The following is a 21,323-nucleotide window of genomic DNA, read 5'->3' as shown; positions in this document are numbered from 1 at the left end:
TTGGCAGGAATTTTCAGTGCAGCGTTGCAGCTATTTTTATTCTGGTGCACTGCTCAGATCGCGGTGTAGCCATTGTCGACGAACAGGTGAGTGCCATTGACGAAGCTCGACTCGTCGCTGGCCAGAAACAGCGCAGCGGCAGCCACTTCGGCCGGGGCGCACAGGCGGCCCTGCATGCCAGCGATGGCTTGCTCGGAGACATCCACACCATGGCCCTGCAGCAGCTCGATTTCGCGCAGGCCATGGGCCGTACCGATAAATCCTGGGCATACCGCATTGCTGCGGATATTGCGGTCGCGATACTCCACGGCAATCGCCCGGGCAAACATGTGGCAGGCGCCCTTGGTGGTGCAGTAGGCGACCTCCATCGGCGTGCCGACCACCGCCGAGATGGACGAGGTGCAGACGATGCTGCCGCCGCCCGCCGCGAGCATGCCGGGCAGTACCGCCTTGGTGACCAGGAACATGCCTTTGACGTTGATGCCCATCAGCCGGTCCCAATCGGCTTCGGTGGTTTCCAGAAACGGACCGGCAGCGATGGTGCCGGCGTGGTTCATCAACACGGTGACGGGACCGAAATGCGCCTCGGCCTGGCGTACCGCGCGCTCAACCTGCGCGCCATTGGCAACGTCGGCGGCAAAGAAATACGCAGTACCGCCCGCCTTGTTGATCCGCGCGGCAACGGCTTCACCATCACTGCCTGGCAGATCGAGAATCGCCACCTTGGCGCCCTCTTTGGCAAACAGCTCTGACGCGGCCAGCCCGCAACCGCCTGCGCCGCCAGTAATCAGCGCGACCTTGCCTTGCAATCGACCCATTTCGTTTTTCTCCTGGTTGCAGGTGTAACTTGAGGTTTCCAAAGCTCAAGCTATGACCGGCAGCAGAAGGAGTCCATATACCGAGCGGTATATGAGCAATCAACCTGTTGTTTTAAAAAGAATTTTTGTCGAAAAAGATAGAGAAGGAATCAGCTCTGCTTCGGGAGCTCGAGCCCCTCCTACGGGCTGGCGCTGCCCAGGTCTGGGCTAGACCTGGGCCAGAATCGCATCCAGCAAGCCGGGAAAGCGCTCGCTCATTTCGTCTTTGCGCAATGAGTTCATGTGCGTAGTACCGACATTGCGGGTGTGCACCAGGCCGGCATCGCGCAGCACGCGAAAGTGATGGGACATGCTGGATTTAGGGCGGCCGCCGTCCAGTTCACCGCAACTGGCCTCTTCAACGCCCGCCAGGCAGCGGACAATTTGCATGCGCACCGGGTCGCTCAACGCGTAGAGCACACGTTCGAGGGTGAAGTCCTGAAGGATGGGGTGTTTGAAGCTTCTCATAGGGCGGCATCATAACGGGGGGCTTCAACATTCGCCATATTTCGAATACTATCGAACTATCGTATTAACAATTGTACCGACTGTAACGGAGTTTTCCATGACCGCCCTGTTCGAACCCTTCAGCCTTAAAGACGTGACCCTGCGCAATCGCATCGCCATTCCACCGATGTGCCAATACACCGCCGAAGAAGGCGTGGTTAACGACTGGCACCATGTGCATCTGGCCGGTATGGCGCGTGGTGGCGCCGGCCTGGTGGTGGTCGAAGCCACTGCCGTGGCGCCCGAAGGCCGTATTACCCCAGGCTGTGCCGGTATCTGGACCGACGAGCAGGCGCAGGCATTCATTCCGGCGGTCAAGGCGATCAAGGCGGCTGGCTCCGTGCCCGGCATCCAGATTGCCCACGCCGGCCGCAAGGCCAGCGCCAATCGCCCGTGGGAAGGTGATGACCATATCGCAGCAAACGATCCACGCGGCTGGCAGACCATTGCCCCGTCGGCCATTGCCTTCGGCCACCACCTGCCGAAAGTGCCACGCGAGATGACCCTCTCGGACATCCAGCGAGTCAAGCAGGACTTCGTCGATGCCGCCCGTCGCGCCCGTGACGCCGGCTTTGAATGGATCGAACTGCACTTCGCCCACGGCTATCTGGGCCAGAGCTTTTTCTCCGAACACAGCAACCAGCGCACGGATGCTTACGGCGGCAGCTTCGATAACCGCAGCCGCTTCCTGCTCGAGACCCTGGCGGCCGTGCGTGAAGTGTGGCCAGAGAACCTGCCGCTGACCGCGCGTTTCGGCGTGCTGGAATACGACGGCCGTGACGAACAGACCCTCACCGAGTCCATCGAACTGGCCCGCCGGTTCAAGGCCGGCGGCCTGGATCTGTTGAGTGTCAGCGTTGGCTTCACCATTGCAGAAACCAACATTCCGTGGGGTCCGGCATTCATGGGGCCGATTGCCGAGCGGGTCCGCCGCGAAGCCGGTATTGCGGTGACCTCGGCCTGGGGCTTTGGCACCCCGCAACTGGCCAACGAAGCCGTGAAGGCCGGTCATCTGGATCTGGTCTCGGTCGGCCGTGCGCACCTGGCCGACCCGCACTGGAGCTACTTCGCCGCCAAGGAACTGGGCGTGGACAACGCCTCCTGGACCCTGCCGGCGCCGTATGCCCACTGGCTTGAGCGTTATCGCTGAGTAACCGGCGCTGTTGCTTGCCAGCGATCAGCGGCGCTGGCTGGCGCTGCTGCGAAACTGCTGCACCAGCCCGTGCAGGCGGGTGCTCAGTTGCAGGACCTGGCTGGCACGGCCATGGTTGTTGCCGCTGGCCTCGACATTGCGCTCCGCCGCCCGGCGAATACTGCCAATGTTGTGATTGATTGCCTCGGTGCGGCGGCTCTGCTCGTGCATGGTCGCTGCCACCTGGGCATTCATGCGGGCGATGGCTTCGACCCGTAAGCCGATATCGCGCAACGCATCAGTCGCCTGGCTGGCCTGGCCGACACTGGCCGCCGCCTGTTCGCGGCTGCTGTCCATCACGCTGACGGCGCTCAGCACCTTGCTGCGCAACCCCTCGATCATGTGATGAATATCCATGGTCGATTGCTGGGTGCGCGCTGCCAGGCCGCGGACTTCATCGGCGACCACCGCAAAACCGCGGCCCTGATCACCGGCCCGCGCCGCTTCGATGGCGGCATTGAGGGCCAATAGATTGGTCTGTTCGGCAATGCCACCAATCACATCCAGGACCGTGGCGATCTCGCTGCTATGGCTCTGCAGGTGATTGACCACTTCGACCGCTCGCTGGATATCCGCTTCCAGACTGGCAATCGATTCACAGGTGCGCGCCACGATGCGCTGCCCGCACAGGGTTGCTTCACCGGCCTGGCTGGCCAGCGTGGCGGCGCTTTGCGCATGACCGGCCACCTCCAGAGTGCTGCTGGCCACGGAATTGACCAACTCCGCCACCTGATCGGTCTCGGCCTGCTGTTGCATCGACAACGCATTGCTGGCATCGATCTCATCGAGCAACCCCTGAGTTTGCTCACCAACCTTTTGCGAGGCATCGGCGATACGGCCGATCACTGCGCCGGTTTCGTTGCGCAGCATGCGCAAGGCAAATTCGATCTGGCCCAGCTCGTCACGGCGCCCGGTGTAGAGCAACTGACTGACCGGATTATCGGTCAGGGCCTGGGCGTGCTGCGCCAGTTGCTGCACCGGCCTCAAAATACTGCCCACCCCGAGCATGGCCAAGGCACTGCACAGACCGCCCAGCACCAGTACGCCGCTGGGCGGCAACGCCAACGCCCAACCTGCGGCCACGGCCCCGCTGCCGACCAAGGCTCCCACTCGGGCCATTGAGCGATGGCGAAAACCGCCTGCACGCAGCACCACCGGTCCATTGCGCAACCGCTCATACAGCCGCTCGGCAGCTTGCCAGTGCGCGGTTTCAGGCTTGCTGCGCACCGACTGGTATTCGACGATCTGGCCATTACGCCGGATCGGCGTCACATAGGCACTGACCCAGTAATAGTCGCCGTTCTTGCAGCGGTTCTTGACCAGTCCCATCCATGAACGGCCACTGGCCAGGGTTTGCCACATGTGTTTGAACACCGGCGCGGGCATGTCCGGATGCCGCACGATATTGTGCGGCTGCCCGAGCAGTTCTGCTTCGGTGAAGCCACTGATATCAATGAACTCGGCATTGGCATAGCTGATATGGCTTTTGCCGTTGGTGGTGGAAAGAATATTGGCGTCGGCAGCAAGTTCGATATGACGGCCGCCGGCTGGCAGTTCAGAGGGCATGAGGCGTTCCTTGAGACAGGGATTTCAGAGCCTCCCTGCCCATCAGGCAGCGCGGCGCAGGCCGACGTTCTACCTGCTCGCCATAGTGGCCAGTTGACGCACATCAACCCCACCACAAATTTTTGACTCAACGCCGACCAAGCGTCTTCTCGCCCTCAAAACCGCTATTTACTTGACGGCACAAAGCCGTCATCTGAGCGTTGACGGCTCGCGACGGGTGCCCAGACGGCTGAGCCATACCGAGGCAATGATCACCCCGCCGCCGATCAGTAACCGGGTGTAGTCCTGGTCCTGATTCCAGATCAGCAGGTTAATCAACAGCCCCAGCGGCACATGCAGATTGCCCATCGCTGCCAGGCTGGCAACCGGCACCAGGCACGCGCCTTTGTTCCACCAGTACATGGCCAGCGCCGTGGAACACAGGCCAAGGAACACCAGCACCCACCATTGCTGCCCCGCATCGGGCAGCTTTTGCAGATTGCCGAACGCCAGGCAGGCCGGCAGCACTACCAGCAGTGCGCCGACAAAGAAATAGCCGAAGCGCCGGTAATGGGGCAGATCACTGGGGTAACGAGCGACCAGATGCTTGTACAGCACCTGCCCGGCGGCATAGGTGAAGTTGGCCAATTGCAGCAGTAGAAAACCGCCGAAAAATTCGCCGTCCAGGCCGTCGTAGCGAATGACCCCGGCCCCCAATACCGCAACCAGTGCGGCCAACAATGCCCAAGGGTTGAAACGCCGGTTCAGGGCATCTTCGATCAGGGTCACATGCAACGGGGTCAGGATGGTGAACAGCAACACTTCCGGCACCGTCAACACCCTGAAACTCAGGTACAGGCATACGTAGGTAATGCCGAACTGCAGGGCACCGATCAGCAGCATGCCGCGCATGAAGCCCGGTTCGACCTGGCGCCAGCGGGTCAGCGGGATGAACACCAGCCCGGCCAGCAGCACGCGGATCAGCACGGCGACATAGCTGTCGACATGCCCGGCCAGATACACACCGATCAGGCTGAAAGAGAGCGCCTGAATCAGCGCGACGGTAAATAGATAACCCATGATTGCCCCTTGTAGACCGGTGGCGACCATAGCGGGTCAGGCGAGGCACTGTCCAGACGAGCACCAACGTGAGCCATGTAGCAGCGGCGGGCGGTGATCCGCATCAGCCGCGAAAGCCTGTGAAAGCTTCGCAGTTGAAGCTGCTCCTACAGAGGTTCCTTGTTGGCGGTATGACAGCGTGGTATCAGGCCACTTCGGCCAGCTTGGCCAGTGCCTGGTTCAAGCCTTTTTCGCTGAACTCACCGCCCATGTTCAGGCCTTCGGCGTGGATGAAGGTCACCTCATGAATGCCGATGAAGCCCAGCACCTGGCGCAGGTAGGGTTCCTGATGGTCCATGGCGCCGCCGGTGTACAGGCCACCACGGGCGGTGAGGACCACAGCGCGTTTGCCGGTCAGCAGACCCTGCGGGCCGGTCTCGCCGTATTTGAAGGTCACACCGGCACGCAACACATGGTCGAACCAGGCTTTCAGGGTGCTGGGGATGGCGAAGTTGTACATCGGTGCGGCAAGCACCAGTACATCGGCAGCGACCAGTTCATCAGTCAGCAGGTTGGAGCGCTCAAGGGCGGCCTGCTCGCTGGCATCACGCTGATCATCGGGCTTCATCCAGCCACCGAGCAAGGTGGCGTCCAGGTGTGGCGCTGGCTCGACGGCCAGGTCACGGACGCTGATAGCGTCCTGTGGGTGGGCGGCCTTCCATTGCTCGATGAACTGCCGGGTCAACTGGCGGGATACAGAGCCTTCCTGGCGAGCGCTGCTTTCGATGATCAGTACGCGAGACATGGTTTGTGCTCCTTGAAGTCATATTTGATGTGATGGAGCACAGCTTAATCATCGACTCATCCGTTAAAAAGCGCAAAAAATTGCTACGTCCAATCGAATATTTTGCTTGATTGCTTTACGCTGCCGGTTCGCATTCCAGCTTGACCCGCAGCTTGATGATGCTGCGATTGAATTTCGACACCACGTTGAGACTTTGCCCGGCCTTGACCTCGACACGGCGGACACGCGGTGCTTCCGGGCCATTGATGAATTCCACCCGGCAACGCGCGTCGACCCGGCCATAGTTGTCCAGGGTCAGCGACCCAGTGTCGTGGTAGGTGTCATGGCTGCGGTAATCGACCTGCACCCCGGGCGTGCTTTTCTGCACTTCGATGGGATAGGCCAGCGCGGCAGTCGGCAGCATGGCCAGCACAGCACAACAGATTCGGTTCATCGGGCAGTCTCCTTACTCAGGGGTGATGACCGGACAATAAACAGGAGCAACAGGCGATGAAAGCCCCCCGCGTCACTCTTGATCAATGGCGCACCCTGCAAGCCGTGGTCGACCACGGCGGCTTCGCCCAGGCAGCAGAGGCCATGCACCGCTCGCAATCGTCGGTGAGCTACACCGTGGCACGCATGCAGGAACAGCTGGGTGTGCCGCTACTGCGTATCGACGGGCGCAAGGCCGTGCTCACCGAGGCCGGCGGTGTGCTGCTGCGCCGCTCACGGCAACTGGTCAAGCAGGCCAGTCAGCTGGAAGACCTCGCTTACCACATGGAGCAGGGCTGGGAAGCCGAAGTACGGCTGGTGGTCGATGCGGCCTACCCCACCGCACGGATTGTCCGCGTGCTGAGCGCATTCATGCCGCAAAGCCGCGGCTGCCGGGTGCGCCTGCGTGAAGAGGTGTTGTCCGGGGTCGAAGAAGTGCTGCTCGAAGGGGTCGCTGACCTGGCGATCAGCGCGCTGAGCATTCCCGGTTATCTCGGCACGGAAATGAGCCGGGTCGAATTCGTTGCCGTGGCGCACCCTGAACACCCGCTGCATCAGGCCAATCGCGAGCTGACCTTTCAGGACCTGGAAAGCCAGTTACAAGTGGTGATCCGCGACTCGGGCCGCCAGCAGCCACGTGACGTCGGCTGGCTGGGCGCCGAACAGCGCTGGACAGTCGGCAGCCTGGGAACGGCAACGACCTTCGTCAGCAGCGGTCTGGGCTTTGCCTGGCTGCCCCGGCACATGATCCAGCGTGAACTGCGTGAAGGCGTCCTCAAACTGCTGCCGCTGGATAAAGGCGGCAATCGCAACCCGGCGTTCTATCTTTATTCTTCCAAAGACAAACCGCTGGGTCCGGCAACGCAAATTCTGATCGAGTTGATCCGTACCTTTGATACCGCGCCGCTGGATGCGCCATTCGCGGCCCCACCCCAAGCCTGACAGGAGTCACGCATGGCCTTTTTTGAACACGACGGTTGTTCACTGCACTACGAGGAGTACGGCCAGGGCAGCCCGGTGCTGCTGCTTCACGGTCTGGGCTCCAGCGGCCTGGACTGGGAATACCAGATCCCGGCGCTGGCCGCCCAGCACCGGGTCATCACCCTGGACATTCGCGGTCACGGCCGCTCCGACAAACCCCGCGAGCGTTACAGCATCAAGGGCTTCAGCGCCGATGTCGAAGCCCTGATCGAGCACCTGCACCTGGAACCGGTGCATGTGGTGGGCCTGTCGATGGGCGGCATGATCGGCTTTCAACTGGCAGTGGATCATCCGCAATGGCTTAGAAGCCTGTGCATCGTCAACAGCGGCCCGCAGGTCAAAGTGCGCAGCGCCAATGAGGTGTGGCAGTGGTTCAAGCGCTGGAGCCTGGCACGCCTGCTGAGCATGCAGGCCCTCGGCCAGGCGCTGGGCAAACTGCTGTTCCCGCGCCCTGACCAGGCCGATCTGCGGCGCAAGATTGCCGAGCGTTGGGCACGCAACGATAAGCGCGCCTACCTGGCCAGTTTTGACGCGATTGTTGGCTGGGGCGTGCAGGAACGCTTGTCGCGCATCAACTGCCCGACCCTGGTGATCAGCGGCGACCGTGATTACACCCCGGTGGCAGTCAAGCAGGCTTACGTGAAGCTGATCCGCAATGCCCGGCTGGTGGTCATCGAAAACTCCCGGCATGCCACACCGCTGGATCAGCCCGAGGCATTCAACCGTACCCTGCTGCAATTCATTGCCGCACAGGAAGTCTGAGGCAAGGCTCGCACTGGTGTTTACCTGGCTAGCTGTGGTTTGCTAGCCGACCTCAGTCGCAACCACCACCGAAGGACTCACTGCATTATGTTCAAGACTCTCGCCCTCGCCGCCTGCACCGTGATGTTCTCGGCCAACCTGATGGCAGCCGAGCCAGCCAAGAGGACGCACGTGGTGCTCGACACCAGCTTCGGCCAGATCGAACTGGAATTGGCCGACGACAAAGCGCCGATCAGCACCAAGAACTTTCTGAGTTACGTCGACAGCAATTTTTACAGCAACACGGTTTTCCACCGGGTGATTCCCGGCTTCATGATTCAGGGCGGTGGTTTCACCCAGCAACTGAGCCAGAAGTCGACCCAGGCGGCGATCAAGAACGAAGCCGACAACGGCCTGCACAACGTACGCGGCACCATTGCCATGGCCCGCACCAGCAGCGTGAACTCGGCCACCAGCCAGTTCTTTATCAACACCAATGACAACGCCATGCTCGACCACGGTGTGCGTGACTTCGGTTACGCGGTGTTCGGCAAGGTAGTCAAAGGCATGGACGTGGTCGACCAGATCGTCAATGCCCGTACCGCCAACCAGAAAGGCATGCAGAACGTGCCTGTCTACCCGATCCTGATCAAGTCCGCCAAGCGCGTGGAGTGATCGGGGGCCAGCCTGCCCTGCGGGGCAGGCCGGACGGGACCGCTTCCCACCCTCAAGGAGAGCCCGCTGCCGGCGGGAATCAGACCCCATGCTTTATCGTCGTTTCGAGCAATTAATCGACATCTTCCGGGACGATCCCGGTGCCGCACCGCCCAATCGGGTTCTGCCCTTCTATCTGCACTACCTGCGCCAGGTCTGGCCCAGCTTCGCCGCCCTGCTGGTCGTCGGCCTGGTGGTTTCGCTGATCGAAGTGGCGCTGTTCAGCTACCTGAGCAGGATCATCGACCTGGCACAGACCACCGCGCCTGGCGAGTTTTTCAGCGTACACCGTAACGAACTGCTCTGGATGGTGGTGGTCACCCTGCTGCTGCGACCGATCTTTGTCGCCCTGCATGACCTGTTGGTGCACCAGACCATCAGCCCCGGCATGACCAGCATGATCCGCTGGCAGAACCACCGCTATGTGCTCAAGCAGAGCATCAACTTCTTCCAGAACGACTTTGCCGGGCGTATCGCCCAACGCATCATGCAGACCGGCAACTCGCTGCGCGATTCGGCGGTGCAGGCCATGGACGCACTGTGGCACGTGCTGATCTACTCGATCAGCGCGCTGGTGCTGTTTGCCGAAGCCGACTGGCGGCTGGTGATCCCGCTGGTGCTGTGGATCGCTGCCTATGTCCTGGCGCTGCGGTACTTCGTGCCGAGGGTCAAACAGCGTTCAGTGGAAGCTTCCGATGCCCGCTCCAGACTGATGGGGCGTATCGTCGATGGCTACACCAACATCACCACCCTCAAGCTGTTCGCCCATACCAATCACGAACAGCGCTACGCCCAGGAAGCGATCCGCGAGAACACCGAGAAGGTCCAACTGGCCGGCCGCGTACTGACGGCCATGAACGTGACCATCACTGGCATGAACGGCCTGTTGATCGTCGGTACTACCGGTCTGGCATTGTGGCTGTGGACCCAGTCGCTGATCAGCATGGGGGCCATCGCTCTGGCCACGGGCCTGGTGATCCGTATCGTCAATATGTCGGGCTGGATCATGTGGGTGGTCAATGGCATTTTCGAGAACATCGGCACGGTGCAGGATGGTCTGGAAAGCATCTCGCAACCGGTGGCGGTCACCGATCGCCCGGATGCCCGGCAACTGCAGATTGGCCAGGGCGGCGTGAAGTTCGCTGCGGTCGATTTTCACTATGGCAACGGCCGGGGCATCCTCCATGGCCTGGATCTGGACATCAGGCCCGGCGAGAAGATTGGCCTGATCGGCCCGTCCGGTGCGGGCAAATCGACCCTGGTCAATCTGTTACTGCGTCTGTATGACGTACAAAGCGGGCGCATCCTGATCGACGGCCAGGACATTTGCGAGGTGACTCAGGAGAGCCTGCGTGCGCAGATCGGCATGATCACTCAGGACACCTCGCTGCTGCACCGTTCGATCCGCGACAACCTGCTGTACGGCAATCCCGGCGCCACGGATGAGCAACTCTGGGAAGCGGTGCACCGCGCCAAGGCTGATGAATTCATCCCGTTGCTGTCCGATGCCGAGGAGCGTACCGGCTTCGACGCGCATGTGGGTGAACGCGGCGTCAAGCTGTCTGGCGGCCAGCGTCAACGCATTGCGATTACCCGGGTGCTGCTCAAGGATGCGCCGATTCTGATTATGGACGAAGCCACCTCGGCGCTGGACTCGGAGGTTGAGGCGGCGATTCAGGAGAGCCTGGAAACCCTGATGCAGGGCAAGACCGTGATCGCCATTGCCCACCGCTTGTCGACCATCGCACGGATGGACCGCCTGGTGGTGCTGGATAAGGGGCGGATTGTCGAGATCGGCAACCATGCCGAGCTGCTGGCCAAGGGCGGGCTGTATGCGCGGTTGTGGCAGCACCAGACGGGCGGGTTTGTGGGGGTGGATTGAGGCTGTAGGAGCGGTTTTAACCGCGAAGACCTTTAGCACGATACAAGAGTCTTTGCCGCTGTTGTCCATTCGCCAGGTTCCGCCCTTACGGCGGGTCACTTTTGGTTTCGCCCAAAAGTAACCAAAAGGCATTGCTCCTGGCTTGGGTCCGCCCTGCGGGCAGACTCCCCTCCGTCCGGCATCGATTCGGGGGCCGGCGCGATGGGCATCCCTGCCCAGCGCACCTGAAACCGACATCCATGTTGGTTTCTCCCCCGAATCGACGCCTACCCTCGGCCTGCACCCAAGTCGCGATTTGCGTCGTCTGTGCTATCTCGGCTCGGAGATCAAAAGCAAAATCAACAACATCGCAACGCAGTGTTGGAGGGCGAGTTCGTCCGTCTACGCCTGCCGATACGGCAGCGCGTTGCGGGCATCCTCGGCATAGGCCAGTACACCGACCCGCTCTTGCTCAAGAAAATCCGCCACAGCGTCTTTGAGTCCTGGATGCAGCAGGTAGTGCCAGGAATGAGTGATTTGGGGTTCGAAGCCGCGAATCAGTTTGTGCTCGCCCTGGGCACCTGCGTCAAAGCGTTGCAGGCCATGGGCGATGGCGTAGTCCATGCCCTGATAGAAGCAGGTTTCGAAATGCAGCCGGTCAAACTCGGCCAGGCAGCCCCAATAGCGACCATAGAAACTGTCGCCGCCGACCAGGCTGAAGGCCATGGCCACCGGGCGGTTGCCTTGCCGGGCCAGGACCACTCGAATCGCTTCGGGCATGCGCTCGGCCAACAGGCTGAAGAACTCGCGGGTCAGGTACGGCGTCTGGCGGCGCACGGCGTAAGTGTTGGCGTAGCAGGCATAGACAAAATCCCACAGGACCTCGCTCATCTGCGACCCGCTCAGCCATTCGAACGCGATGCCCTGCCCTGCCACTTGCTCACGTTCTTTGCGCATCTGTTTGCGCTTGCGAGAGCTCAGCGCATCGAGAAAATCCTGAAAATCCCGATAGCCGCGATTGTGCCAGTGGTACTGGCAGCCGTAGCGCTGTAGCCAGCCGTCCTGTTCGGCCAACAACGTATCGGCAGCCGGGTCGGTGAAGTTTACGTGGGCACTGGACAGCCCTTGGCCATGCAGGTAACCCGGCAGCCCTTCGAGCAAGGTCATGCCGGCCTGAGCGCTACTGGCAAGGATTCGTGCACCGCTGACCGGGCTGAACGGCACGGCGGCCAGCAGCTTGGGGTAATAGGCAATGCCCGCGCGGCGACAGGCATCGGCCCAGCCGTGATCGAACACGTACTCGCCATAGGAATGCCATTTGCGATAGGCCGGCATGGCTGCGACCAACTGCCCCGCCTGTTCATGCAACACATGCTCGGCACGCCAACCGGAATGGGGCCCCAGGCTGGCGCTGTCTTCCAGAGCGCTGAGAAAGGCATGGCGTAAAAACGGCTGCTGATCTGGCAGCAAGGCATCCCAGTCAGCCGCAGAAACCGCGCTCAGGCTATCGACGACATGTACGGACATCTGCGGGTTCTCTCTGGCCAGTGGAGGTCGCCAGTATCACCGATTGCACGCCCGATTTCCCAGAAAGACATTATCGACCGCTCTATTCCGGGCATTACAGCCCATCAAATGCAACGAGATTGTCATCCACATGCCACCACTTTGCCACTTTTCTGTAATGCCTGGCAGTAATACTGGCGCCTGTTTTTAGAACCGGTTGAAAGACCTGAACCAAATCCCGTCAGGGATGTCCTGCGCCATGGCAGCCGCCGGCGCACCCAGCCTCGGAGATATTTATGCGTCCTGTTTCTACTCGTACTGCGGCAGCCCTGTGTGGCGGTCTGGTATTGGCCATGAGCGTTCCGGCCAGTGCCGCAGTCGACGCCAAACTGCTCGACATGCTGAAGGCAAATGGCTCGATCAGCACTGCCCAGCACGCTGAGCTGCAAGCTGACCTGGCCAAGGAGCAACAAGCTGCTGCCACCAAGTCTGCTGCTGCGCAGAGCGATTTCGAGAAGAAAGTTGCATGGGCTGCCAAGACGCAGATCAAAGGCGACGTACGTGTGCGTCAGGAAAACATCGACATCGCTGGCGAAGCCGACAACGGCGGCCGCGACAAGGATCGTCAGCGTATCCGTGCCCGCCTGGGTGCCTACACCGAAATCAACCCGCAGGTTAACAGCGGTATCCGTATCGCCACCGGCGGCGGCAACGATGCGCGCTCGACCAACCAGGACCTGGACGGCTACTTCTCGAAGAAATCCATCTGGCTGGACCTGGCTTACATCGACTACCACCCGGACGCCATCAACGGCCTGTCGATCATCGGCGGCAAGATGAACCAGCCATGGGTGAGCATGGGCGACGTGATCTGGGATAGCGACATCAACCCCGAAGGTCTGGCCCTGACCTACAAGCTGCCACTGGCAGGCAAGACCGAGCTGTTCACCAGCGCCGGTCATTACACCCTCAAAGACAACGTGGACGGCAACGGCGTCGAGTTCAAGAACGACCTGCGCCTGTACGCTGGCCAGGCCGGTGTCAAATTCGCCCCGCTGGACAACCTGAAAGTCACTCTGGGCGGTAGCGTCTACGGCTTCGACAACGACACTGACAGCGCCTGTGGCACTGCCACCACCACCCCTTGCGCGCTGCGGGTGAACGGCAACACTTCGGAAGAGTTCCGTCTGTACGAAGGTTTCGGTCAGATCGACATCAGCGGCCTGGCCGTGCCACTGGGCCTGTACGGTCAGTACGTGGTCAACGACGAGTCCACCGACGGTCACGATACTGCCTGGCTGGCCGGTGTGAAGACCAAGGCATTCGGCTTCAGCCTGGACTACAACTACCGCGACGTGCAGCGTAACGCTGTAGTCGGTGCCTTCACCGACTCCGACTTCGCCAACGGCACCACCGGTTCGCGCGGCCACAAGTTCAAGGTCGGTTACGAAATCGACAAGAACTTCTCGCTGGGCGCGACCTACCTGATGGCCGAAGCTGACTTCGCCAGCCGTGCTGGCCGCGACAAAGACGTTGACGTCCTGCAGCTGGACGCCGAAGTCAAGTTCTAATCTGCTGTAGCGGGCCTCTGGCACAGCCCGAGGCCCAACCCGAGTGTGCTAAACCGGGCGTTTGAGTATCGTTCCCCATCATCCGACGATACCCTGAACGCCCGGTTTTTTTGTGCCTGGTGCGGTGGATCAGCGTTTGCGCAGGATCACACTGCCAATCGAATAGCCTGCACCGAACGAGCTAAGCACACCCAGTGCGCCTTGCGGCAAATCATCCTGATGGCTATGGAAAGCGATCACTGAACCAGCCGAACTGGTGTTGGCGTAGCGGTCGAGAATCACCGGCGCTTCTTCACTGCTGGCATCACGCCCCAGCAGCTTCTTGACGATCAACTGGTTCATGCTCAGGTTGGCCTGATGCAGCCAGAAGCGCTGCACGTCAGCGACGTTCAGGCCGTTGTCCTGCAGATGGCTGCCGATCAGTTGCGCCACCATCGGGCACACCTCACGGAACACCTTGCGGCCTTCCTGCACGAACAGCTTGTCCCGCGCATCGTTGCCCTCTTCGGCAGTGCGGTTAAGGAAGCCGAAGTTGTTGCGGATGTTGTTGGAGAACTGGGTCAGCAAACGGGTGCCGACAATCTCGAACTGGTGCGCCGAGGTGGCCAGGTCCGCGCGCTCTACCAACACGGCGGTGGCGGCATCACCGAAGATGAAGTGGCTGTCGCGGTCGCGGAAATTCAGGTGCGCGGTGCAGATTTCCGGGTTGATCACCAGCAGCGCCCGAGCCTGGCCCAGATGCACGCTGTTGTAGGCGTTCTGAATACCGAAGGTGGCTGAAGAACAGGCTACGTTCATGTCAAAACCGTAACCCTCGATCCCCAGAGCCGCCTGAATCTCGATGGAAATCGCCGGGTACGCCCGCTGCAGGTTCGAACAGGCGACGATTACCCCATCGACATCCGCTACGGTTTTGCCCGCGCGCTCCAGTGCCTGGCGCGCTGCCGCCACGCCCATTTCACAGAGAATCGACGGCTCGTCGTTGCTGCGCTCGGCGAGCAGCGGCTTCATGCGTTGCGGGTCGAGAATGCCCTGCTTGTCCATCACGAAACGGCTTTTGATGCCCGAGGCTTTCTCGATGAACGCCGCATCGGACGGCGCTTGCGCCTGGACTTCACCGCGCTCGATGGCTGCCGCGTTGTCCGTGTTGAATCGGGTCACCCAGGTATTGAAGGATTGCACCAGCTCTTCATTGGAGATGCTGTGGGCCGGGGTATACAGGCCAGTGCCGCTGATGACGACGTTATGCACGGTCGTTCCTCTCTTGGATTATGGGTCTTGCTGGCCTTAATGGCACCAGCGTACCAACTTGCTGGCGTAGCGCGAATACCCGCGGCGCTCAATGGGCGTCAGCAGGGCACCACGGCAATAGCACGCAAGGCGTGAAGTGTGCCACAGCGCCTCGGCTGCGAGCTATCGCGGCCGCCTACCAGCGCTTAGCCTTGCACCTGACTCCACTGTTTGCTCAGTCGCTTGTCGGAAACCGGAATGCGGGTGCCGAGCTGCTGGGCGAACAGCGAGACGCGGTACTCTTCCAGCCACCAGCGCCAGGTGGTCAGTTCCGGGTCACGCTTGCCTTCTTGGGCATGTTTGTCGGCGCGGGCCTGATACTGCGCCCACAACTCGCTCAGTTCGATGCTCCATACCCGGTCCTTCTGCAACTGGCCCGGCAGTTTCTCCAGACGCAGTTCGATGGCCTTGAGGTAGCGCGGCAATTCCTTGAACCACTGCGCCGGCGTCTCGCGGACGAAACCGGGATACACCAGCCGGCCCAGTTGGGCCTTGATATCGTTGAGCGCCACAGCGCGGGCCAGGTCGATCTTGCCCTTGAAGCTTTTCTGCAGACTGTGCCACAGCTTGAGGATTTCCAGAGTCAGGCGCGCCAGCCGCTCGGCATGCTCGGCCCACTCGCCGCGCTTGCGCTCGGCCAGCGACAACAGCCCGGCGCCGTCACGCGGCAGATTGGCTTCGCCTTCAAGCACACAGCTGTCCAGGCTGGCCAGCAGAATGTCTTCGATCAGCGCCTCGACACGGCCCAGGTCACGGTGCAGCAGGGCCAGTTCAGTTTGCCCCGGCAGCTTGCCGCGCAAGAATTTGGCGGTATCGCCCAGTTGCTGCAACAACAAGCGCTGCAAAGCACGGCGGTGCTGGTAGTCGGCCTCGGCCTGGGTCGAAAAGCGGCCTTCCTTGACGTTGCCGCCCTCTTCGACCAGTGCCGGATACACCGTCATCGACAGCCCGGCGACCTTGTGCTGGGTCTTTTCATCGACCTTGGCGAAGCACTTGGCTTCAACTGGCTGCTGGCTTTTGGCAGTCTGCGGCACCGCCAGGGCGGCCTGGCCGGCTTCGGCAAAGCGGGCGGTCAGGGTATCCAGATCACGCCCTTCGCCGAGAAACTTGCCATTACCGTCGACCACCTCCAGGTTCATCTTCAGATGCCCTTCGAGCTGTTCGGCAGCTTCAATCCAGGCTTCGTCCGGCACCCGGGCGCCGGTCATGCGCAGCAACTCACGGCCCAGCGCCTCAGGCAGCGACCCCTCGCCAAAACTGATGCGCTGCAAAGCGGCCTTGATGAAGTCCGGCACCGGCACGAAGTTTTTGCGGATCGCCTTGGGCAGGTTGCGCACCAGGGCAATGCACTTGGCTTCCAGCAGACCCGGCACCAGCCACTCCAGGCGCTCGGCCGGCAGCGACAACAGCAGAGGTGCAGGCGCACGCAGGGTGACGCCGTCGCGTGGATGGTTAGGCTCGAAGTGATAACTCAGCGGCAGGGTCAGTTCACCGAGGCGCAGGCTGTCGGGGTACTGCGCGGCCGTGACTTCCTTGGCCTCGCGGGCCAGTACGTCTTCTTCGCGCATGATCAGCAGGTTCGCGTCCTTCTGACTGCCCATGCGATACCAGCTGTCAAAGGTCGCCGTCTGATGAATTTCCGCAGGCAGGCGCGCCTCGTAGAAGCCGTAAAGGGTTTCTTCGTCGGCAAGAATGTCACGGCGCCGGGCCTTGGCTTCGAGTTCGTCGAGCTGTTCGAGCAACCGCGCATTGGCGCTCAGGCACTTGGCCCGCGAGTTGATATCGCCGCGCACCAAAGCTTCGCGAATGAACAGCTCGCGCGACACCACCGGGTCGATAGGCCCGTAGTGCACTGCACGGCGGCCGACCACAATCAGGCCGTACAGGGTGATCTGCTCAAACGCCACCACTTGCCCGCGCTTTTTCTCCCAGTGCGGCTCGAAGTGGTTTTTCTTGATCAGATGCCCGGCCAGCGGCTCGATCCAGTCGACGTCGACCTTGGCTACCATACGCGCGTACAGCTTGGTGGTTTCCACCAGTTCGGCAGCCATCACCCACTGTGGCCGTTTACGCCCAAGGCCCGATGAAGGGTGAATCCAGAAGCGCCGTTGCCGGGCACCGAGGTAATCGCCCTCTTCGGTCTTCTGGCCGATCTGGCTCAGCAGGCCGGAGAGAATCGCCTTGTGGAATTTCGGATAATCAGCCGGCTCCGGGTTGATCGGCAGCTTGAGTTCGCGGCAGATCAGGGTCAGTTGCCGGTGTGCGTCGCGCCACTCGCGCAAGCGCAGGTAATTGAGGAAGTTGCGCCGGCACCAGTTACGCAGCGGGCTGGACGTCAGCGCCTGGCGCTGCTCTTCAAAACCGCGCCACAGGTTGACCAGCGCAGCGAAGTCGGAATCGGCGTCTTTCCATTGCGCATGGGCCTGATCGGCGGCCTGCTGACGCTCGGGCGGACGCTCACGCACATCCTGCACCGACAGCGCACTGGCGACGATCAGCACTTCCTGCAAGCTGCCCTGTTTCGCTGCTTCAAGCAGCATCCGGCCCATTCGCGGGTCCACCGGCAGGCGTGCCAGTTGACGGCCCAACGGCGTGAGCTGGTTCTCGCGGTTGACCGCTGACAGCTCCTGCAACAGGTTGAAACCATCACTGACCGCCTTGCCATCCGGCGGCTCGATGAACGGGAAGGCGCTGATATCGCCCAGACGCAGATGAAGCATCTGCAGGATCACCGCCGCCAGGTTGGTGCGCAGAATTTCCGGATCGGTAAATTCCGGCCGCGACAGGAAATCTTCTTCGCTGTACAGACGGATGCAGATCCCTGGCTCGACCCGGCCACAGCGCCCCTTGCGCTGGTTGGCACTGGCCTGGGACACCGCCTCGATGGGCAGGCGCTGAACCTTGGCGCGGTAGCTGTAGCGGCTGATGCGTGCAGTGCCGATGTCGATCACATAGCGAATGCCCGGCACGGTCAGGGACGTTTCCGCCACGTTGGTGGCCAGCACCACACGACGGCCCGGATGCGACTGGAAGATCCGTTGCTGCTCGGCCGGTGATAGGCGCGCATACAGCGGCAGGATTTCGGTGTGGCGCAGTTGCGCCTTGCGCAGCACCTCGGCAGCGTCACGAATCTCGCGCTCACCCGGCAAAAACACCAGCACGTCGCCGGGCGTCTTGCGCTCGCGACGTTCCAGCTCGGCCAACTCGTCAAGCGTCGCGAGGATCGCCTGATCGACAGTCAGGTCTTCCTCGACGCTGTTGCCTTCTTCGTCCTGCTCGCTGGTCAACGGCCGGTACCAGGTTTCGACCGGGAAGGTGCGCCCGGAAACCTCGATGATCGGCGCGTCGTTGAAGTGCTCCGAAAAGCGCTGCAGGTCGATGGTCGCGGAGGTGATGATGACCTTGAGGTCCGGGCGACGCGGCAACAGGGTCTTGAGAAAGCCGAGCAAGAAGTCGATGTTCAGGCTGCGCTCGTGGGCCTCGTCGACAATGATTGTGTCGTAACGCTCAAGAAAGCGGTCATGCTGGGTCTCGGCCAGCAGGATGCCATCGGTCATCAGCTTGATCAGGGTGCTTTCGTCGCTCTGATCTTCAAAGCGCACCTGATAGCCCACCAGCGCGCCCAGCGGTGTGCCCAGCTCTTCGGCCACCCGGCTGGCAACACTGCGCGCCGCGATCCGGCGTGGCTGGGTATGGCCGATCAGGCCATGCTGACCGCGACCGATCTCCAGGCAGATCTTCGGCAACTGGGTGGTCTTGCCCGAGCCGGTTTCACCAGCAATGATCAGCACCTGATGCTTGAGCAGTGCGGCCTTGATCTCGTCGCGCTTGGCCGCGATGGGCAGGTTATCGTCGTAACGAATCGCCGGCACACTGCGCTGGCGCGACTCGACCCGCGCACAGGACGCCTGCAAACGCTCGACCCACTGCGCCAGCTTCACCTCATTGGGGTGCTTGCGCAACTCATGGATCTGCCGCCGCAAGCGATGCCGCTCGCGGGTTTCGACGTGATCGAGTTTTTTCAACAATTGGTCGATAGAAGGCGATTCGGCGGTCATCAGCTGCGCAGGGTCTTTTCGAAAGGGGCAAAGCGGGGATTGTCGCAGATTTGATGCAGATAGGGGGATGGCTGCGGGAACGGCCGGGTCTTGCAGGAGCTGCTTTAGCTGCGAAGACCGAAGAATTCGCGGCTAAAAAAGAATTCGCGGCTAAAGCCGCTCCTACAGGGGTAACGGGGTTACTTCTTGACGCCGAGTTTCTTGAGTTCTTCGTCACGCAGCTCACGGCGCAGGATCTTGCCGACGTTGGTAGTCGGCAACGCGTCGCGGAACTCAACCGCACGCGGCACCTTGTAACCGGTCAGGTTGGCCCGCATGTGCTCCATGACCTGATCCTTGGTCAGGGTCATGCCCGGCTTGACCACCACGAAGACCTTGATCGACTCGCCTGATTTCTCGTCCGGGATACCGATGGCCGCACACTGCAATACGCCCGGCAGGGTTGCCAGCACGTCTTCCAGTTCATTGGGGTACACGTTGAAACCGGAGATCAGGATCATGTCTTTCTTGCGGTCAACGATGCGCAGGTAGCCGTCCGGCTGGATAACCGCGATATCGCCGGTTTTCAACCAGCCTTCGGCGTCGAGGATCTCCTCGGTGGCTTCCTGGCGCTGCCAGTAGCCCTTCATCACCTGCGGACCTTTGACGCACAGCTCACCGACCTCGCCAAACGGCAGCTCGTTGCCTGCATCGTCGATCACCTTGCACAGGGTCGACGGCACCGGGATGCCGATGGTGCCCATCTGGATGTTCTGGATCGGGTTGACGGTGGCCACCGGGCTGGTTTCAGTCATGCCGTAGCCTTCACAGATCGGGCAATGGGTAACCTCTTTCCAGCGTTCGGCAACAGCCTGCTGCAAGGCCATGCCCCCCGACAACGTGACCTTGAGGGCGGAGAAGTCCAGGTTGCGGAAGTCCTGGTTATTGCACAGGGCCACAAACAGGGTATTGAGGCCGACGAAGCCGCTGAACTTCCATTTCGACAGTTCCTTGACCATCGCCGGCAAGTCGCGCGGATTGGTGATCAGGACGTTGTGATTGCCACAGCGCATCATTGCCATGCAATGAAAGGTAAACGCATAGATGTGATACAGCGGCAACGGGGTGATAAGAACCTCGCAGCCTTCATTGAGGTTCGAACCCATCAGCTCGCGGCATTGCAGCATGTTGGCGATCAGGTTGCGGTGGGTCAGCATCGCCCCCTTGGCCACCCCGGTGGTACCGCCGGTGTATTGCAGTACCGCCACATCATCGCTGGCCGGCGAAGCTTCATTGACCGAACGGCCCCGCCCCTTGGCCAGAACGTCGTTGAAGCGCACGGCCTGCGGCAGGTTGTAGGCCGGGACCATCTTCTTTACGTACTTGATGACGCTGTTGATCAACAGACGCTTGAGCGGCGGCAACAAGTCTGCCACCTCCGTGATGATCACATGACGCACCTGGGTCTTGGGCAGTACCTTTTCTGCCAGATGCGCCATGTTGGCCAGGCACAGCAAGGCTTTGGCTCCGGAGTCGTTGAACTGGTGTTCCATCTCCCGCGCGGTGTACAGCGGGTTGGTATTGACCACGATCAGCCCGGCACGCATGGCCCCGAATACGGCTACAGGGTATTGCAGGACATTGGGCAATTGCACGGCGATGCGATCGCCAGGCTTGAGGTCGGTATGCTGCTGGATCCAGGCGGCAAAGGCGCCGGACAATTCGTAGAGGTCGCCGTAAGTGAGGGTCTTGCCCAGGTTACTGAAAGCAGGTTTGTCGGCGAAACGCTGGCAGGACTGCTTCAGCACGCTCTGGACATTCGGATACTCGTCGGGGTTGATCTCGGCTGCCACACCGGCCGGGTATTTATCCTTCCAGAAGGTTTCGATCATGCAGGCCTGCTCCTAGCGATAGCGAATTCCACATCGCGCGCTGCGATGCCGAGTGAACGTAATTAGAGTTATGCGATTCACGTTTTAGCGTCAAAAAACGGCCCGAGATTAGCAGCTTTGCCAAATAGCGCCTAGAGGCAAAGATGGCACTTGCGGTCACAAATGCGACTGAAATGTAAAATTTAGTCACATCTTTGATTTTTGCTCCAGCCCGCGAATTCTGTCTTGATCAATCCAGACCCGCCTTCACTTTCGCTGCCGAAAACGCCGACATCTCAGTCCCACATTATTGAC

At 61.1% G+C, this 21,323-nt stretch carries 16 protein-coding genes; 6 read left to right on the top strand and 10 right to left on the bottom strand.

All coding sequences use genetic code 11. The annotated features are described in order from the left end of the window. Positions 1-53: 53 nt before the first annotated feature. Positions 54-818, bottom strand: coding sequence for an SDR family NAD(P)-dependent oxidoreductase (locus NJC40_RS12920; RefSeq protein ID WP_253138965.1), 765 nt, complete (start codon positions 816-818; stop codon positions 54-56). A gap of 207 nt (positions 819-1,025) precedes the next feature. Beyond that, entirely contained in the window at positions 1,026-1,325 is a 300-nt protein-coding gene (locus tag NJC40_RS12915; RefSeq protein ID WP_045488575.1) for an ArsR/SmtB family transcription factor, read from the bottom strand. Between the two features lie 97 nt (positions 1,326-1,422). On the opposite strand from NJC40_RS12915, the gene NJC40_RS12910 reads away from it, so the two are divergent. Then, the gene (locus NJC40_RS12910) at positions 1,423-2,514 is read left to right on the top strand and encodes an NADH:flavin oxidoreductase/NADH oxidase (RefSeq protein ID WP_045488572.1); all 1,092 of its coding nucleotides are present in this window, start codon (positions 1,423-1,425) and stop codon (positions 2,512-2,514) included. A 27-nt stretch (positions 2,515-2,541) separates the two neighbouring features. Here NJC40_RS12910 and NJC40_RS12905 read toward each other — a convergent pair whose 3' ends face one another. From NJC40_RS12905 to NJC40_RS12890, 4 genes are all read right to left on the bottom strand, one after another. Beyond that, positions 2,542-4,122, bottom strand: a complete 1,581-nt coding sequence (locus NJC40_RS12905) for a methyl-accepting chemotaxis protein (RefSeq protein ID WP_253138969.1) — start codon at positions 4,120-4,122, stop codon at positions 2,542-2,544. Positions 4,123-4,311: 189 nt separating this feature from the next. Then, positions 4,312-5,181, bottom strand: a complete 870-nt coding sequence (locus NJC40_RS12900; RefSeq protein WP_253138972.1) for a carboxylate/amino acid/amine transporter — start codon at positions 5,179-5,181, stop codon at positions 4,312-4,314. A 184-nt stretch (positions 5,182-5,365) separates the two neighbouring features. Next, complete coding sequence (locus tag NJC40_RS12895) at positions 5,366-5,965, bottom strand: FMN-dependent NADH-azoreductase (RefSeq protein ID WP_045488566.1); 600 nt, start codon at positions 5,963-5,965, stop codon at positions 5,366-5,368. Positions 5,966-6,080: 115 nt separating this feature from the next. Further along, a complete protein-coding gene (locus tag NJC40_RS12890) occupies positions 6,081-6,398 on the bottom strand; it encodes a 3-phosphoglycerate kinase (protein WP_253138975.1) in 318 nt (105 codons plus the stop codon). A gap of 56 nt (positions 6,399-6,454) precedes the next feature. Between NJC40_RS12890 and NJC40_RS12885 the strand changes: the two genes are divergently transcribed. From NJC40_RS12885 to NJC40_RS12870, 4 genes are all read left to right on the top strand, one after another. Beyond that, entirely contained in the window at positions 6,455-7,378 is a 924-nt protein-coding gene (locus tag NJC40_RS12885) for a LysR family transcriptional regulator (protein ID WP_045488560.1), read from the top strand. Positions 7,379-7,390: 12 nt separating this feature from the next. Continuing rightward, on the top strand, positions 7,391-8,179 hold the full coding sequence (locus NJC40_RS12880) for an alpha/beta fold hydrolase (protein WP_253138978.1): 789 nt from the start codon (positions 7,391-7,393) through the stop codon (positions 8,177-8,179). 87 nt (positions 8,180-8,266) lie between these two features. Further along, positions 8,267-8,833, top strand: coding sequence for a peptidylprolyl isomerase (locus tag NJC40_RS12875; protein WP_253138981.1), 567 nt, complete (start codon positions 8,267-8,269; stop codon positions 8,831-8,833). Positions 8,834-8,921: 88 nt separating this feature from the next. Next, a complete protein-coding gene (locus tag NJC40_RS12870) occupies positions 8,922-10,754 on the top strand; it encodes an ABC transporter ATP-binding protein (RefSeq protein ID WP_253138983.1) in 1,833 nt (610 codons plus the stop codon). A 381-nt stretch (positions 10,755-11,135) separates the two neighbouring features. Here the strand turns inward: NJC40_RS12870 and NJC40_RS12865 are convergent, their stop codons facing one another. Then, positions 11,136-12,260, bottom strand: a complete 1,125-nt coding sequence (locus NJC40_RS12865) for a GNAT family N-acetyltransferase (protein ID WP_253138986.1) — start codon at positions 12,258-12,260, stop codon at positions 11,136-11,138. Between the two features lie 275 nt (positions 12,261-12,535). On the opposite strand from NJC40_RS12865, the gene NJC40_RS12860 reads away from it, so the two are divergent. Then, positions 12,536-13,810, top strand: a complete 1,275-nt coding sequence (locus tag NJC40_RS12860) for a putative porin (protein WP_253138989.1) — start codon at positions 12,536-12,538, stop codon at positions 13,808-13,810. Positions 13,811-13,939: 129 nt separating this feature from the next. On the opposite strand, the gene NJC40_RS12855 is transcribed toward NJC40_RS12860, so the two are convergent. From NJC40_RS12855 to fadD1, 3 genes are all read right to left on the bottom strand, one after another. Beyond that, positions 13,940-15,061, bottom strand: coding sequence for a beta-ketoacyl-ACP synthase III (locus tag NJC40_RS12855; RefSeq protein WP_253138992.1), 1,122 nt, complete (start codon positions 15,059-15,061; stop codon positions 13,940-13,942). Between the two features lie 185 nt (positions 15,062-15,246). Continuing rightward, positions 15,247-19,158 (bottom strand): ATP-dependent RNA helicase HrpA, encoded by a 3,912-nt coding sequence (gene hrpA / locus NJC40_RS12850; protein WP_253138996.1) that lies wholly within the window; start codon positions 19,156-19,158, stop codon positions 15,247-15,249. A gap of 179 nt (positions 19,159-19,337) precedes the next feature. After that, positions 19,338-21,029: a long-chain-fatty-acid--CoA ligase FadD1 gene (gene fadD1, locus NJC40_RS12845; protein WP_045488536.1), complete on the bottom strand. Its 1,692-nt coding sequence runs from the start codon at positions 21,027-21,029 to the stop codon at positions 19,338-19,340. Positions 21,030-21,323: the final 294 nt, after the last annotated feature.

Source organism: Pseudomonas sp. 21LCFQ02 (assembly GCF_024129895.2).
GTDB lineage: Bacteria > Pseudomonadota > Gammaproteobacteria > Pseudomonadales > Pseudomonadaceae > Aquipseudomonas.
Note: the sequence above shows the minus strand (reverse complement) of the source record. Positions and strands in the feature narration are given on the sequence as shown.